General features: G+C 57.6%; 13 protein-coding genes. 6 read left to right on the forward strand and 7 right to left on the reverse strand.

Features of this window, described 5'->3' with window-relative positions; translation table 11 throughout:
- Window position 1: 1 nt before the first annotated feature.
- Window positions 2-856 carry a helix-turn-helix domain-containing protein gene (locus tag L463_RS12505; protein ID WP_026094381.1) on the forward strand — a complete coding sequence of 285 codons (855 nt, stop codon included), beginning with the start codon at window positions 2-4 and terminating at the stop codon, window positions 854-856.
- Between the two features lie 3 nt (window positions 857-859).
- On the opposite strand, the gene ptsP is transcribed toward L463_RS12505, so the two are convergent.
- The 7 genes from ptsP to dcuC form a co-directional block, all read right to left on the reverse strand.
- Window positions 860-3,355 carry a phosphoenolpyruvate--protein phosphotransferase gene (ptsP, locus tag L463_RS12500; RefSeq protein ID WP_032103108.1) on the reverse strand — a complete coding sequence of 832 codons (2,496 nt, stop codon included), beginning with the start codon at window positions 3,353-3,355 and terminating at the stop codon, window positions 860-862.
- 22 nt (window positions 3,356-3,377) lie between these two features.
- On the reverse strand, window positions 3,378-4,418 hold the full coding sequence (gene ypdE, locus L463_RS12495) for an aminopeptidase (RefSeq protein ID WP_032103110.1): 1,041 nt from the start codon (window positions 4,416-4,418) through the stop codon (window positions 3,378-3,380).
- Window positions 4,391-5,503, reverse strand: coding sequence for an aminopeptidase (gene ypdF, locus L463_RS12490; RefSeq protein ID WP_032673163.1), 1,113 nt, complete (start codon window positions 5,501-5,503; stop codon window positions 4,391-4,393). Before ypdF ends, ypdE begins: the two co-directional genes overlap by 28 nt.
- An 11-nt stretch (window positions 5,504-5,514) precedes the next feature.
- Window positions 5,515-6,765 carry a PTS fructose transporter subunit IIC gene (locus L463_RS12485; RefSeq protein WP_015571150.1) on the reverse strand — a complete coding sequence of 417 codons (1,251 nt, stop codon included), beginning with the start codon at window positions 6,763-6,765 and terminating at the stop codon, window positions 5,515-5,517.
- Window positions 6,766-6,792: 27 nt separating this feature from the next.
- Window positions 6,793-7,116, reverse strand: a complete 324-nt coding sequence (locus L463_RS12480; protein ID WP_017382483.1) for a PTS fructose transporter subunit IIB — start codon at window positions 7,114-7,116, stop codon at window positions 6,793-6,795.
- A gap of 173 nt (window positions 7,117-7,289) precedes the next feature.
- Window positions 7,290-8,099 (reverse strand): ribonuclease I, encoded by an 810-nt coding sequence (rna, locus tag L463_RS12475; RefSeq protein WP_032103114.1) that lies wholly within the window; start codon window positions 8,097-8,099, stop codon window positions 7,290-7,292.
- A gap of 94 nt (window positions 8,100-8,193) precedes the next feature.
- Window positions 8,194-9,561, reverse strand: coding sequence for an anaerobic C4-dicarboxylate transporter DcuC (gene dcuC / locus L463_RS12470; RefSeq protein ID WP_017382481.1), 1,368 nt, complete (start codon window positions 9,559-9,561; stop codon window positions 8,194-8,196).
- 340 nt (window positions 9,562-9,901) lie between these two features.
- Between dcuC and L463_RS12465 the strand changes: the two genes are divergently transcribed.
- From L463_RS12465 to L463_RS12445, 5 genes are read left to right on the forward strand one after another with little or no spacing between them, the layout of a single operon-like run.
- Window positions 9,902-10,303, forward strand: coding sequence for a hypothetical protein (locus tag L463_RS12465; protein ID WP_032103115.1), 402 nt, complete (start codon window positions 9,902-9,904; stop codon window positions 10,301-10,303).
- Between the two features lie 54 nt (window positions 10,304-10,357).
- Window positions 10,358-10,651 carry a copper-binding protein gene (locus tag L463_RS12460; RefSeq protein ID WP_017694319.1) on the forward strand — a complete coding sequence of 98 codons (294 nt, stop codon included), beginning with the start codon at window positions 10,358-10,360 and terminating at the stop codon, window positions 10,649-10,651.
- Between the two features lie 11 nt (window positions 10,652-10,662).
- Window positions 10,663-11,919: a TolC family protein gene (locus L463_RS12455; protein WP_032103116.1), complete on the forward strand. Its 1,257-nt coding sequence runs from the start codon at window positions 10,663-10,665 to the stop codon at window positions 11,917-11,919.
- Window positions 11,916-13,115, forward strand: coding sequence for an efflux RND transporter periplasmic adaptor subunit (locus L463_RS12450; protein ID WP_032103118.1), 1,200 nt, complete (start codon window positions 11,916-11,918; stop codon window positions 13,113-13,115). Before L463_RS12455 ends, L463_RS12450 begins: the two co-directional genes overlap by 4 nt.
- A complete protein-coding gene (locus tag L463_RS12445) occupies window positions 13,112-16,228 on the forward strand; it encodes an efflux RND transporter permease subunit (protein ID WP_032673164.1) in 3,117 nt (1,038 codons plus the stop codon). Before L463_RS12450 ends, L463_RS12445 begins: the two co-directional genes overlap by 4 nt.
- Window positions 16,229-16,281 lie beyond the last annotated feature (53 nt).

The following is a 16,281-nucleotide window of genomic DNA, read 5'->3' on the forward strand; positions in this document are numbered from 1 at the left end:
TATGCGCGCAACCCTGTTGCCCGCCGATCAGCAGTTTTTTGCCGATCTGTTGAGCGGCCTGGTGCTCAACCCACAGCAGCTGGGGCGAGTCTGGTTTGCTCAACGTGGCGCGTCTGACGCTGTCGGAAGCGTGAGCCGCGACTGGCCACGGCTTGATGTCGTTCTTCGCGGGGAATATGGCAACAGACTGGTTACCGGGCAGCAGACTCTCTGCCAGGGGGAAATGCTGTTTCTTCCCGCCCAGGCCGCCAGCGTCCCGGTGTTTGAACGACCGGTCATGCTGCTGAGCATTCTTTTTGCGCCGTCGTGGCTGGGGCTGGTGTTTCATGATACCCGTCACGGGCGCTCCGTGCCTGCGCAGCGACACGTTGAGCTTCCTCACCCTGAACGAGGCGAATGTGCTGCGATGCTGATGGCCCTGACGCACCTGAGCGCTTCCCCGCAGGATCAGGCCATTATTCAACCGCTGGTGCTGAGCCTGCTGCACTGGTGCCGGAAAGTGGTGTCGTCGCTGCCTGAACCGGGACTGTCGCGCGGGGATTTCCTCTATCAGAGCATTTGTAACTGGGTGCAGGAAAACTATGCTGAATCCCTGTCGCGGGACAGCGTCGCCGCGCTTTTTAATATTTCGGCTAATCATCTGTCACGCCTGTTCTCCCAACAGGGGACGATGAGTTTTGTGGATTACGTTCGTTGGGTGCGTATGGCGAAGGCGAGAACCATCCTGCAAAAATACCACCTGCCGGTGGGGGAAGTGGCGAAGCGCTGCGGCTATGCCGATAGCGACTATTTTAGCCGTCTGTTCCGGCGCCAGTTTGGCCTGACGCCGGGGGAGTATCGCGCACGCTTTCAGTGACAGTCAGAACGTGATTTCAGCGTTCAGCAGATCCAGGATACTTTGCGGCGTCGTTGCTGCAAACAGCGACTCGCGAAACGTTTTATTGACCAGCTTTCGCGCCAGCTGGGAAAAGACCTTCACGTGATTAATCCCTTCCTGAGCGCCGAGCGTCAGCATGATCACCAGCTCGACGTCGCCCAAATCCGACTCCCAGTCAATCGCCTTGTCCAGGCGGGCAATGCTGATGCTGGAGTGGCGTATCCATTGCGATTTGGTGTGAGGGATCGCCACGCCAAACCCGACGGCGGTGGTGACAATCTCTTCGCGTTGCCAGAGATCTTCTTCAAGCTCCAGCGGGTTTTCGGTCCTGCCATGAATCGCAAGATTTCCGCATAAGAACTGAAACACCTGCTCTTTTGAGGTCAGCGGCTCATTGACCACGATAGTCTCCAGCGCCAGCAATGGACGCGGCGGCGCTTCCGGTGTGAAATCCACCAGCAGGGCTTCAATCTCCTCTGCGCTGCGGCTGTCGCAGGCCTTTTCCGCCAGCGCCCGGCAGGTTGCCATGTCCAGCTGACGCAGCTGGGTTTTTACCGCAGGGATGCGCGGCCCGCTCATGCTGAACTCATCTAAGCCCAGACCAAGCAGAAGAGGGAGGTAGCGCTGCTCTCCGCCAAGTTCCCCGCAAATGCCGACCCATTTCCCGTGACGATGCGCTGCGGCGACAATCTGGCGAACCATGCGTAAAAAAGACGGTGTGATGGGGTTATACAGCGCCGAAACGCGCGGGTTGTTGCGATCGACAGCGTAGAGATACTGAGTCATATCGTTCGAGCCGATACTGAAGAAATCCACCTCTTCGCAGAAGTGATCGATGATAAAGCAGACTGAAGGCACTTCAACCATGATCCCCAGCGGCAGGTGCGCGGTGTGACGTAACCCCTGTGAGGCCAGGGCGTCACGAACGTTTTGCAGCTCCTGTTTGATCCATAAAATCTGATCGAGACTGTGCACCATCGGGATCATCAACAGCGCATTGCCGCTGGCACCTGCGCGTAAGATCGCGCGCAGTTGGGTGCGGAAGAGATCGGCAAATTCGGGATAAATACGAACGGCACGATAGCCGAGGAACGGGTTTTCTTCCTGGGGTATGTTCAGGTAAGGGATCTGCTTATCGCCGCCGATGTCCATTGTGCGAAAGATGACCGGCTTGCCCTGCGCGGAGAGCAGCACCTGCTGATAGGCTTCGAATTGCTCCTGCTCGTCCGGCGCGGAGTCTCTGTCCATATACAGCATTTCAGTGCGAAACAGCCCGATACCCTGCGCGCCGCAGGTAAACGCCCCGGGCGCTTCCAGCGCGCTGCCGATGTTGGCGGCAATCTCTACCGGTACGTTGTCGCGGGTGAGTGCTGGAAGACCCGCATCTTTGATCTGCTGCTGGTGGCGTCGGTTGGCAAGGCGCTGCGCCACGCTGTAGTAATCATTCACCGCGTCGTTGGGTTCAACGACCAGCACGCTACAGATGCCGTCCAGAATGACCTCTTTTCCCATCAACGGTGCCAGCGAGGCGACCGTTAAACCACTCAGCACAGGCACGGAGGCCGCGCGTGCCAGGATCAGCGTATGCGACGTCCGGCCTGTTTTTTCAAGCACCATGCCTTTCAGGTACTGCGTGTCGAGGCTGAGAAACTGGCTGGGCGTCAGATCTTCCGCCACCAGAATAGTGGGAGCGCTGAGGGTGAATGCGGAGGTTTGCTGCAACTCCGGCCAGGTAATGTTAAGAAGCTGCTCGCTGATGTCGCGAATATCGCTGACGCGTTCACGCAGGTAGTCGCTGGCGGAGAGCGACAGCTTGTCGCAGATCAGCTCCATGTTACGAATGATCGCCTCCGCAAGGCTTAGCCGCTCCTCGGCGATCAGTCGGCGTATGGTGCCGCCAAACTCCTCATCCTGGATCAGCGAAAGATGCGCGCTGAGAATGGTTTTACTCTCGCCGTCCAGCCCGCGCAGGCGGTGGTTGAGCTGTTCAGCCAGCGTCGCCAGGCTGTGTTCCAGGCGGGTAATATCTTCCGGCGAGGCGGGGATCTGACAATAACGTTTGAGGTTATCGCTCTGCCAGCCTCGCAGAGTGCCAGCCCCGATGCCACTGGCGAGCGTAATGCCGTGCTGAAGGTGGGGAGCAAGCCTTACAAGCGAACGGGGCAGGGGATGCGCAACGTGCGGCGCGTCGCCGGAGGGAATACTGTCGCTGTCGATAAACGCGCCGGTGAGATACGCCTCCAGCACGCGTCGGGCCTGCTCCTCGTCGCTGCCGTTAATTTCCAGCACGCAGCTGTCATTAAACAGCGTACCGGTACTGATCAGCGCCAGCGAGCTTTTGGCATCCGCGTGAGTGTTAAGCCGTCTGTTGATAAAACGGATGTCGCTGCGCCATGCGCTGCACTGCTCTTTTAACGCCCAGGCCGGACGCGCATGCAGGCCGTTGGGCAGTGGGCAGAAAAATTCAATTGAAAGCATACTTCCTCCTGACCGCGTGAGGTCAGCATCTGAAGTCCGTCAGATGATCCACGGTCTCACGGTTCATGCATGCCACAAGCGCGACAAGCAGTTGTTGGGTGTGATGAATGTCTTTTTCGTCGGCAATGGATGCCGCGCAGTGCCCGTGTCGGGTCGGGGGACCAAGCACAAGAGTCGGCACGCCAGTGCCGGAGAGATGGATCGCCCCGCCGTCCGTTCCGCCGTTGCTGAACATGTCTTTTTGCAGCGGGATCCCTTGCGAGCGCGCGATCGTCTCAGCCAGCGCAATCAGTTTGGCTGGGGCGATGAGCGTTTTGTCGTACAGCACCAGCATCGGGCCCGCACCGATCTGGCGATGGTTGGCGCTGCCATAATCGAAATTTTTTGACCAGCAGGCGGTATCCAGCACCAGCGCGATATCAGGATGAATGGCGCGCGTGGCGGTCTGGCCGCCGCGCAGGCCGACCTCTTCACTTGAGCTGGCCACCAGCCAAAGCTCGCAGTCGAGCGGCGTCTGGTGCAGCTCGTGCAGCAGCGCAATCAGCAGGTAACAGCCGAGACGATCGTCGAAGGCTTTACCCATCACCCGATTGTGGGGAAGGGTCTGAAAGGGTGTATCGAACGTCACGCGGTCGCCTGCGTCGATACCGGCGGCGAACACCTCCTCCGCCGACGTCGCGCCAATGTCGACACGCAAATTGTCAACGTTTTCTCCTTTCAGATCTCCATCCAGCAGGCCCGGTATTTTTTCCCCGTTACGCGTGGTGATGCGCACCGGCTGAAGGGTACGGGCCATCATGCGCACGTTGCCGATGGGCAGGACATCAATGGCCCCTTCGCGCGAGACGCTACGCACCATAAAACCGACTTCATCCATATGGGCGCAGACCATCACCTTCGGGCCCCGGCTCTGGTTGACGCGGATAAGCACGGAACCCAGCCCATCAAACTGAACCTCTTTATGGTATTTTTGCGCCTCACTGAGCAGGATGTCGCGCACCTCTTGCTCTGAGGCCGCAATGGCGTCTGCTTCGCTCAGGGCGCGCAGTAAATCTCTGTCCACTCTTGTTCTCCCGTCAGCAATAGCCGTTTGTCGAGGGTATAAAGCACCTCGGCGCCCGTTTCCGTCACCAGCACCACATCTTCAATTCGTACCCCGCCCTGGTGTTCAAGGTAGATCCCCGGTTCAACGGTCAGCACCATGCCGGGCTGCAACGGGGTGCGGTCGGTAGGGGAAAAACGTGGATTTTCATGGACATCAATACCAATGGCATGACCGGTGTTATGCCCGAACTGCGGGCCGTAACCTGCACGTTCAATCACGGAACGTGCGGCGCTATCGATCTGATGACAGGAAACGCCGGGGCGGATGGCATCAATGGCCGCCTGTTGTGCCGCCAGAACGATCTGGTACACCGCATAGAGAGGGTGCTCCTCCGGCGGCGTGTTTTGCCCGGCGACAAGAAAGGTCCTTGTCATATCCGAGCAATACCCCTGGTGTTGGGCGCCGAAATCAAGGGTGATCATCTCGCCAGGCATAATCACTTTGTCAGAGGCTTTGCCGTGGGGCAGCGCACCGCGCGGCCCGCTGGCGACAATGGTGTCGAAAGAGGGCTTGTCCGCACCCTCCTGCTTCATAAACCACTCCAGCTCGGCAGCGACTTCACGCTCGCGCATACCGGGCTGAATGAAACGCCGGATGTGTCGTGCGGCGCGGTCGGCAATGCCGCATGCTGCACGGATACGGTCGATTTCGTCAGCGGTTTTTATCTGCCGCAGCGCGTCTAGCGAGGTGCTGCAAAGGGTGGTATTCAGCGTATCGCGCCACAGCACGCCTGTTTGCCAGCTCACGTATTCACCCTCAAAGCCAAGACGGGTAAGATCTTCCTTCGCAATAATCTGATTCACCGCCTGCGCAAACGGGTTCTCCGTGTTAAGCAGGTGCATTTCATAGCCCGCCGCTCGTGAAGCGATATCGCTGTAGTAACGGAAATCCACCAGGATATGTGCCGCGGTTTGTGACACCAGCACATATCCCGAACCGGTTGAAATGCCCAGGTGCGGCTGTTTATTCTGGCGCGAAGAGATGAGCACGCCGTCCAGTTTTTCCGCAGCCAGCCAGGCACGAAGCCTTCTCAGTAATTCCATGGTTCACCCCGTTACAGCGTGTCGATAGCGAGTTTTCCGCGCTTGTGCAGACTGTTACGAATAATCACGACCAACAGCGCGGTGATCGCCGCCCCGACCACAATACTGAGCATGTACGCCCCCAGATTGGTGACCAGCGGCCACGCCCAGATCGCCGATTCAGGGAACCACTGCACGGCACCGAGCGCGGTGGCGGTCATCGCACCCGCGATCGCACCCGCCATATACGCCGGCAGCGTCGCAAGCGGATTTTCCAGCAGGAACGGGATGGCCCCTTCACTGATGCCCATAAAGGCGAGGAACATGGCCGTTTTGCCTTGCGGATAAAGCTGCGGACTAAACAGGCGTTTGCCGGTCAGACGATGGTCAATCAGCGTGGCCAGCCCCAGACCAATGGGCGGAATAACAATCGCCACGGCGCGGGAGGTGATGGGCAGGACATGATCGGTTGTCAGCCCCAGGCCAACAAATCCCGCCGCTTTGTTAATGGGGCCGCCAAGATCAATCGCCGTGGCCGCCGCCATCCCGATGGCATACATCATGGAGCCCGCCTGACCCGCCGCCAGCAGTACGGTCCGCATACCTGCATTCAGCCAGCCGCCAATCGGCGTGATGATGTAATACATCGCCAGCATCACAAACAGCGCCGAGAGGATTGGGATCAGAAAGGTGCTTTTAAAGGCCAGCAGATACTGCGGTACGTTAATACGGCTATTCAGCCATTTGACCAGATAGCCTGCGGCTATGGCGATAATCAGCGCGCCAATAAACGTGGAGGGCACGGGTTTGGTGGCAAGCCAGGTCAGTTTTTCCGCATCAAAGTTCAGCACCAGCGTCGGCTGCGTGGCGACAAGGCCACCGATAAACCCGGCCGGAAAGGCCAGCTTTCCGCCGATAGAGTTGGCGACAAAGGCGGCAAACATCGGGATGGCGAAGCTGAACAGCAGCCCGCCGAACGATTCGGTCAGATAGGCAAATTTCAATACCGAGAGATTGAAACCGGTGAATTTGCCAGAGTTAAGCGCGTCGAGAATACCGGTGTCAGGCGGGATCTCCAGCCAGACGTAGGCGATGAGCTGTGAAATGGCGAGGATAACCCCGCCCATGATAAGCGTTGGCACCATGCGGGATATCCCCGACATAATGTGCTGTGGAAGCTCTTTCCAGAAAGACGCACCGGCGGCAACCGGTGCGGATTTGATGGCAAGTGTGTCACCCTCGTGACTGTCCGGGCGAACCGCGCTGCGTTTTTTAATAGCCATGACGAAAACCCCTGGGTGTGAGGATTATTATTGTTCTGCTGCAATCATCTCTTCGATCTCTTTCAGGGTGCCTGCCGCGTTTTTAATAGCGTCCTGAAGCGTAATCTCATACACGTCGCGCGTTTCGAAGCGCTCATTGTCTTCCGGGGTGATCGCGATGGCGTGGATAATAATGTCAGCGTCGGCAATATCCTGCGGGGTCAGGCGATTCTGGATCCCGTCCGCGCCCTGGGTTTCAATTTTTACCTCATAACCGGCTTCCGTCGCCGCGTCTTCCAGCGCCTGGGCTGCCATGAAGGTATGTGCCAGGCCCATCGGGCAGGCGCACAGTGCAATCAGTTTTTTAGCCATGTGAAATTCCTCCTGTAGTTAACGCCATGATTATGGCGGGGAGGTTTCAGTGATGTTTACCGGATTAATAATGCTTTAGCTGGAAAAATGATGCGTGTGAGCGGAAGTGTGAGGTTAATCGTCATATCACGGAAATCAATGAAAAACCGGGCAAAAAGGTGCCCGGCGCAGCATCAGTAACCGGCTTTATCAATGACAAACTGTTTGCCGCAGTTGCCCGGATGCGGCTGTGGCGCAAAGGAGCCGGCAGAGAGCGGGTTGTTGATGGTGCTGGCGTTCAGCGAGATCTGCATCTCGGTCAGATAAGCCGGATTGCCGTGGCAGGTAAGCTTGAACGCTTTTACGCTCTGTTTCCCCCAGCTTTTGGCCACGGCTGCATCGAAGTCGCTGCGGCGGACGGTTTTGCCATAATTTTCCGCCAGAAATTTTCCTGCCGCGCTGTGCTTCACTTCCTGGTTCATGCGCACCATGGTGCCGAAGTAAGCGTCGGGATCAAAACCAAAGCAGACGCCGTGTTTCGCGTATTCATAACGTTCAAGGCAGGAGTTGCCGCCCGCGCCGGGCATCACGCTGTTCAGCTTCGCCGCGCCGGTTAGCGATAGTCCGGTCTCTGCGGCGTCACATTTGCGGCTGGCTTTTGCTTCCGGCATATTCGGAACCGGACGAGTGGCACAGCCGAAGCGCATCCAGCGGCGTTCATCCACTCCGCGAGCGGCAATAGATTTCGGCAGCGCGGGCCATAAGCCGTGGACGGTCAGAAAATCGATTTTGTTGCTGCTCTCTTTTTGCAGGCGACACTCTTCCGGTTCGTCACGGTTACGTTCGACCATGCTCTGGCAAAATCCGGTTTGCCAGGAAAGGGCCAGAACGTAGCGATCGAAATCGCCGTACTGGGTTGGCTTAAGCGGATCTGCCTGAATTGAGAAGACACAGAGTGCAAGCGCTACTGCGCCAGACGGGATAACGATATCCTTCCTGAACATTTGCTTTCCTGATTGGTTGGGCGCGATTAATTTCTGGGGGTTATTAAAGCACAAAAAGCGCCCGCAGGCGCTTTTTGGAAATCAGGAATTTCGCTTAGGCAGCGCCGGGAACCAGCACTTCGGTGGCGATAATAACGATAATCAGGCCAACCAGCACCGGCACTGACGTGCGTTTTACCACTTCAAACGGAGAGATTTTCGCCATCCCCGCAACCGCAACCACCACGCCCGATACCGGAGAAATGGTACGGCCCAGGTTGGAGGCCTGAAGCATCGGAATGGACAGGTAAGCCGGGTTGATGCCGGAGGAGTGCGCCAGCTTAGGGATCATCTCAACAAAGGCGTAGAACGGCGCGTTACCGGAGCCGGTGGTCATCGCCGCCAGCATGGTCAGCACCACCAGCACCAGCATCAGGATAATGCTGGCCGAGCCGAACGAGGTGGCGATAGAGATCAGGCTCTGAATAAAGCCGATGGTGCTCAGCCCCTGGGCAAACACCCCCGCGGCAACCAGCAGCATCACCACGCCCGCGAAGGCATCCGCCATACCGCGGAAGGCAACTTCCAGACCCGTGAACACTTTCTGGGTGTTAAAACCACGAACGAATTCCAGGATGGCCGCCAGCAGCATACAGATCACCAGGATAGTGATGATGTGCAGCTGCGGGCCCCATTTGCCGTCGAAAATAAGCACGCCAATAATCGGCGTGAAGGGCAGGATGGAATAAAACGCCGGGGCGGTAGTGGTGATTTCGCTGACGTCCATCATTTCGTGGCTGACGTTCTCTTTCTTATCGAGATAGCGCTGCCAGAAGAAATGCGCCACGCCCATGCCGAGAATAGCGGTGATGGAGATCGGCAGTGTGGTTTTGAAGGCGAAGTCAATCAACGACATTTCCGCGGCTTTTGCGGCCAGCACTACGTCACCGGAAGTAGGGGAGAGAATAATCGCCGCCGGAGAGGCGCAAATAGCCGCCGCTGCGCCACGGCTGATCCCGACGTTAACCATTACCGGGAACAACGTTGCCATTAACAGCACGCCAAGGCCCGTTGCTGAGGAAACGGCTAATGACATCAGACAGGCCAGGAAATAGGCCGCGACCATCAGCAGATAGGGGGAATTAATATATTGCAGCGGCTTAGAAGCCAGCTTTACCACCATATCATTCGCGCCGATATGGGTCATATAGGCAGCAAATCCGCAGAGCATCATGATCATCATGCCCAGATCGCCGCCGCGGCTCATCAGCAGAATTTTTATATATTCCACAATATCGGTAGCGGTATATCCGGTGCTGGCTTCGCTGGCGGGTAAAACCTGATGACCCATTAGCGCGCTAATGATCAGCAGCGTCAGGCCGCCGACAAATAGCACGCCGGTGGCTGAGTAACCTTTAATGATGTAGCGTGCTACACCAACAATGACCACGACTCCAATGAGGAGTTCGAGAAAAGTAAGCATGATTTCCCCTGTATCCTTGCTGCCCGAGAGACAAATAATCAATAAAAAAGAAGCTGAAATGTGCCGAATAAATGTCCAGTCCTTGCTGATTAAAATCAAGAAAGAGACTACTAAAGGCACTGATGACGATATTTTTGCTAACCCTGCGTCATTTATATTAAGACGTTATTGACCTGATGAATAGATATTATATGTCATTAAAATGATGGTGAAGTGTTAAGGTTTTGAGTATTACTTGCCGACAATCGATTTAAAACGTAAATCTCTTTAAAACCACTTCTCTTTCATTCTTTTGCCTGCTTATACTCGGTTCACTTTTACCCTATCCGACGATCTGAATATGCACGCCAGCTGGACATATCGCCTGCGCTTTATCAAAAAACATCTGCTGATGTTTTTGCTGGCGTTTGGCTGGCTGTTGATCCAGAGTCAGGTGGCCGTCGCCTCCCATCAATGTTCAATGGATTTGCGCGGCGAGGTGGCCACCATCCAGCATATGGAGATGATGGCGCAACCGGGGCCGCATTATGCTGCCGGTGCTTCACCGCTGTGTGAAAAACATTGTGTGCCGGATCAGGTACAAAAAGATCCTGCCCAGCCGCATCTGGTGGCGCTGCCTGCCGCCATGACCCTGACCTTAACGACCCCAGAGTGCTCGTCTGCAAGCCATTCTGCGTGGTCCGTTACCCCTCCTGCTGTGGGGCCGCCGGCAACGATCCGCTACTGCCGGTTTCAGGAGTAAAAACCTGTTAATTCGTTGATTTTCATTTACTTAACGTTTAACAGGAGTTTTTTCATGCGTACTATATTCCTTTCCGCGCTGGTTGGCGCGTCCGTCTCTTTCGCTTCTTATACCGTTCAGGCAAACCAGACCTGGCAGGGCCACGGCGTGGTTCAGTCGATCTCTGACAGCGCCGTCATGCTCCGGCACGAGGCCATACCGGAACTAAAATGGCCAGCAATGACCATGCCGTTTACTTTATCTGCCGGCGCCACGCTGAATGACGCCAAACCAGGGGATGAAGTGACCTTCACGCTTGAGCGTGCGGGTGACGGTTTCCAGATTATCTCGCTGACGCCAGCACGCTAAGCGAGGTCACCATGAAACAACACACACTGAGCCTGTGGCTCGGTGGGGTGTTGTTCGGCCTGTTAACCTCCGCCGCGCAGGCGGAGCCGTGGACGCTCGAACACACCCTGACCGAAGCCCAGCGCTACTCGGCAGAACTCTCTGCCAGCCGTAACGAAGCGCAGGCGCTGGATGCGATGGCGGATTCCGCCACGCAATTACCTGACCCAAAACTGAAATTCGGTATCGAAAACGTGCCGGTACAGGGCAGCAACGATCGGCGGCTGACGCGCGAAGGGATGACCATGCAGAAGGTTGGCATCATGCAAAGCTACGTCAGCTCAGAGAAGCGGGAACGTAAAGCGCAGACCTTTCAGGCGCAGGCGCGAAGCGTGCTGGCAAAATCCGAGGCCGTCCGCGCCGCGCTTCAGCGTGATACCGCCCAGGCCTGGCTGGATCTGGCGCTGGCCCAGCAGGCGCTGAACACGGCCAGAACGCTGGTCCGCGAAACGGAACGCCAGCGGGGCGTGCAGAAGGCGAGCGTCGGGGCGGGAAGCGCCACGCCGGACAGCGTACTGGCCCTGCAAATGATCCTCAGCGCCATGCGCGACAAAGAGACGCTGGCGCAGCGGGATGTGCAGCTGGCGCAAAGCCGTCTGCTGGAGCTTACGGGGCACGCGATTACGGCGGTTCGCGGTCCGCTGCCGCGCTATCAGCGTCTTCCTGCCGATGAAAAAACGTTGCTGGAGGGGATCGTCAGGCACCCGGAAGTGGAGGCCGCACGACGTGAAGCCGAGACCGCGAAAGCGCGTTCAGCGCAATCTGCCGTGGCGGCGATACCCGATGTGGATGTGGAGGTCTATTACGCCCACCGCGCCGAAGGCTATGACGATATGGCTGGCGTGATGTTCAGCGTGGATCTGCCTTTGTTCCAGTCAAAACGTCAGGACAAGGATTACGCCGCCGATGTTTCCCGCTCAATGCAGGCGGTGGATCAACTGACGCTGCTCAAACGCGAACACATTGCCCAGGTGCAAACGCTGGTGGCGCAGTATCAGGCTGCGCAAACGGTGTGGCAGCGACAGCGGGACGAGGTACTACCGTTGCAGCGTCAACGGCTGGCGGTACTGACGGCGCAATATCGCTCTGGACAGTCGGCGCTTCCGGCCCTGCTGGAGGCGCGTCGTGGCGTACTGGATACGGAACTGGCGGTGAACCAGGCGGAGCGCGAAATGGCGCGAACCTGGGCTGCCGTGAACTGGCTGATCCCGCAGGAGCTGGCGCAATGAAAAAAACAACGTTAATGGCGATTGCCATCGCGATAGCTGCCGCTGGCGGCTATTTTGTCGGAAAGAAGCAGACGCATCAGCCGGCTGCGGCTGCACAACCCTCTGAACGTAAGGTGCTTTACTGGTACGACCCTATGGTGCCCGGTCAGCGCTTCGATAAGCCGGGTAAATCCCCCTTTATGGATATGGATCTGGTCCCGCGCTACGCCGATGAAGCACAGGCGGCGTCAGGCGTGGTCATCAGCACTCAACAGCAGCAAAACCTGGGGATGAAAACCGCCAACGTTGAGATGCGCCAGCTGGTTTCGCCGTTCTCGGCCTTTGCCACGGTTGCAACGGATGAACGTAACGTCTCGGTGGTGTCAGCCCCGGCCAATGGCGTGGTGTCAAAATTGTTTGTTAATGCGCCACAGCAGCAGGTGAAAGCCGGAGAGGCGCTGGCGCAACTGTGGATCCCGCAATGGACCACCGCCCAGCAGGAGTATCTCGCGGTTCGTCAGCTTGGCGATGCCGCATTGACCCGCGCCGCACGCGAGCGGCTGGCGTTGCAGTTTATGCCGGAAGAGGTCATTCGTTTGCTGGAGCGTAGCGGTAAGCCGCAGACCACGCTCACCCTGCGCGCTGACCGGGCGGGCTATGTGGTGAAGCTGGACGTGCGGGAAGGGGCGCAAATCACCGCAACGGCGCCGCTGTTTGAGATCGCCAGCCTCGATCCTGTCTGGCTGGTGGTCGACTACCCGCAAACGCAGGCGCAGTCTCTGGCAGTGGGCAGCAACGTGGTAGCAACGTCAGAAAGCTGGCCGGGGGAGCAATTCCACGGCACGGTCAGCGAATTGCTGCCGCAGATGGAGGCGACCACGCGAACCCTGAAAGCCCGTATCGTGCTGGAAAATACCGCACATAAGCTGAAGCCAGGCATGTACCTCTCCGTCAGGCGTGCGGAAGAGATGAAAGGCCCGCCGGTTCTGGCGGTGCCGGAAGAGGCGGTGATTAACAGCGGAGAGTCTGCGCGTCTGCTGCTGGCCACCGGGGACGGTTATTTCCAGCCTGTGACGGTGACAACCGGCCTGACGGCGCAGGGCTGGACGGCGATCCTGTCCGGGGTCAAAGAGGGCGATAAGGTGGTGACGTCCGGGCAATTCCTCATTGATTCCGAAGCCAGCCTGCGTAGCGTGATGCCGGAGGTGACGCCATGATTGCCGCTGTGATTCGCGCCTCGTTGCGTAACCGCCTGCTGGTGATCCTGGCCGCGCTGATGATGGCCGGCTGGGGCTGGTGGGCGGTGCAGCGCGCGCCGCTGGACGCGTTGCCCGATCTGTCTGATGTGCAGGTCATTATCAAAGCGAGTTACCCCGGAAAAGCGCCGCAGGTGATTGAAGATCAGGTGACCTGGCCCCTGACAACCTCCATGTTGTCTGTGCCGGGAGCTAAAACCGTGCGTGGTTTTTCAATGTTTGGTGACGCTTATGTGTATGTGCTGTTTGAGGATGGCACCGATCTCTACTGGGCGCGATCCCGGGTGCTGGAATATTTAAGCCAGGTACAGGCGCAGTTTCCGCCAGGCGTGAAGGTGTCGCTGGGGCCAGATGCGACGGGCGTGGGCTGGATCTACGAATATGCGCTGATCGACCGTAGTGGAAAACACAGCCTGGCAGATCTGCGGGCCCTTCAGGACTGGACGCTTAAGTTCGAGCTTAAGACGGTACCGAATGTATCTGAAGTGGCAAGTATTGGCGGAATGGTGCGTCAGTATCAGATCGTGGCGGACCCGGCGAAGATGCGCGCGCTGAATATTACCCACAGCCAGCTATCCGGCGCGGTGCAGGCCGCCAATAAAGAGAGCGGCGGCGCCCTGCTGGAGATGGGCGAAGCGGAGTATATGGTGCGGACAACGGGCTATTTGCGCTCGCTGGAGGATTTTCGCAATGTGGTGATCGCCACCCGCGATGGCGTACCTGTCCTGCTGAAAGATGTCGCCACCATTGGCATTGGCCCGGAGATCCGCCGGGGCGTGGCGGAGCTTAACGGTGAAGGGGAGGTCGCTGGCGGCGTGATCGTGATGCGCTACGGGCAGAACGCGCTGGAAACGCTTCGTGCGGTAAAAGCGAAACTGAGCGAGCTGCAAAAAACGCTGCCGCAGGGCGTCGAGATTGTTCCGGTCTACGATCGTTCCACGCTGATTGAGGAATCGGTCAAAACGCTGACGCACAAGCTGCTCGAAGAGTTTGCCGTGGTGGTACTGGTGTGCGCGCTGTTCCTGTTCCACCTGCGCTCCGCGCTGGTGGCGATGGTCTCTCTGCCGCTGGGGATCCTCGGTGCTTTTGTGGTGATGCACTATCAGGGCATTAACGCGAATATGATGTCGCTCGGCGGGATCGCCATTGCCATCGGGGCGATGGTGGATGCGGCAATTGTGATGATTGAAAACATGCACAAGGTGCTGGAGCAGTGGCGGCATGATAATCCGGGCAAGGAGCCCGCGCCGGGGGAATACTGGCGTCTGGCGGAAAAGGCGGCGGTTGAAGTGGGACCAGCGCTGTTTTGCAGCCTGTTAATCATCACGCTGTCATTTATACCGGTTTTTTCGCTGGAAGCGCAGGAGGGGCGAATGTTCTCGCCGCTGGCGTTCACCAAAACCTGGTCGATGGCCGTGGCCGCCGGGCTTGGGATCACCCTGGTGCCGGTGCTAATGGGCTTTTTCATTCGCGGGAAAATCCCGGATGAGAAGGCAAACCCGATCAACCGCCTCCTGTTCCGCCTGTATGAGCCGCTGCTGGACAAGGTACTGACCTTCCCGAAAATGACGCTGGCACTGGCATGTCTGCTGCTGATCGCCACGCTCTGGCCGCTGAGCCGCCTGGGAAGCGAATTTATGCCGCCGCTGGATGAAGGGGATTTACTCTATATGCCCTCCACGCTGCCGGGGATCTCTGCTCGCGAGGCATCGCGGCTGCTTCAGCAGACGGACCGCTTGATCAAAAGCGTACCGGAGGTCGCGAGCGTGTTTGGCAAAGCCGGTCGCGCGGAGTCGGCAACCGATCCCGCGCCATTAACCATGCTGGAAACAACCATTCACTTTAAGCCCCGCGAGCAGTGGCGGCCAGGAATGACGCCGCAAAAGCTGGTGGAGGAGCTTGATAAAACCGTGTCGCTGCCGGGTATTGCCAATGTGTGGGTGCCGCCTGTCCGTAACCGCCTGGACATGCTGGCAACCGGGATCAAAAGCCCGGTCGGCATTAAGGTGAACGGCAATAATATTGCCGACATTGAGCGCGTGTCCCGGCAGATTGAGCAGGTGGTGAAGGACGTTCCTGGCGTCTCCTCTGCGCTGGCGGAGCGTCTGGAAGGCGGACGCTACGTGGATATTCGTATCGACCGGCAAAAAGCCGCGCGCTACGGCGTTTCCGTCGATGAACTGCAAAGCCTGGTCTCCACGCTGGTCGGGGGTGAAAACATTGGCGAGGTGATCCAGGGACGCGAGCGGTATCCCATCAACCTGCGTTATCCCCGCGATTTGCGTGATAACGTCGACACGTTGCGGGTGTTGCCGGTAGTGACCGCCAGCGGTAACCAGGTGGCGCTGGGGGAATTGGCCGATATCGTCGTGACGGAAGGCCCACCGATGCTCAAAAGTGAAAACGCGCGCCTTTCCAGCTGGATCTACGTGGACTTGCGCGGGCGCGATCTGAAGTCCGCCGTGGATGAAATGCAAAAACGGGTGGAGGAGAAGGTGGTATTGCCGCAGGGCGTGTCTCTCTCCTGGTCCGGGCAGTTTGAATATCTGGAACGGGCGATCGCGACGCTCAAAATAGTTTTACCTGTCACGCTGATGATTATATTCGTCCTTTTATGGTTAACCTTCAGGCGGATATCAAATGTCCTGATAATAATGGGGACATTGCCGTTCGCGCTTATTGGGGGCGTGTGGTTACTGTGGCTGCTTGAATATAATTTGTCAGTGGCGGGGGCCGTTGGCTTTATCGCCCTTTCCGGAGTGGCGGCAGAATTCGGCGTAATTATGGTTCTTTATTTGAATCATGCGCTCGATAAATATCACAGGCTGGAGCCAGAAGGGGGAAATACGGTGCTGATGCGGGCGATCCACGAAGGTGCCGTGCTGCGCGTGCGTCCGAAGGTGATGACGGTCGCCACTATTATGGCAGGACTGCTGCCCATCATGTGGGGGAGTGGGAGTGGCTCGGAGGTGATGCAACGTATTGCCGCGCCGATGATTGGTGGCATGGTAACGGCACCGTTATTGTCGATGTTAGTTATTCCCGCACTCTACAAATTGTTACATCAACGTTAAATATGTCAACTGCATGTGCTTATTGAGGCATGCAGTTTATGTATCCTCAGATT

Source organism: Enterobacter sp. BIDMC 27 (assembly GCF_000534415.1).
Classification (GTDB): Bacteria; Pseudomonadota; Gammaproteobacteria; order Enterobacterales; family Enterobacteriaceae; genus Enterobacter; species Enterobacter hormaechei_C.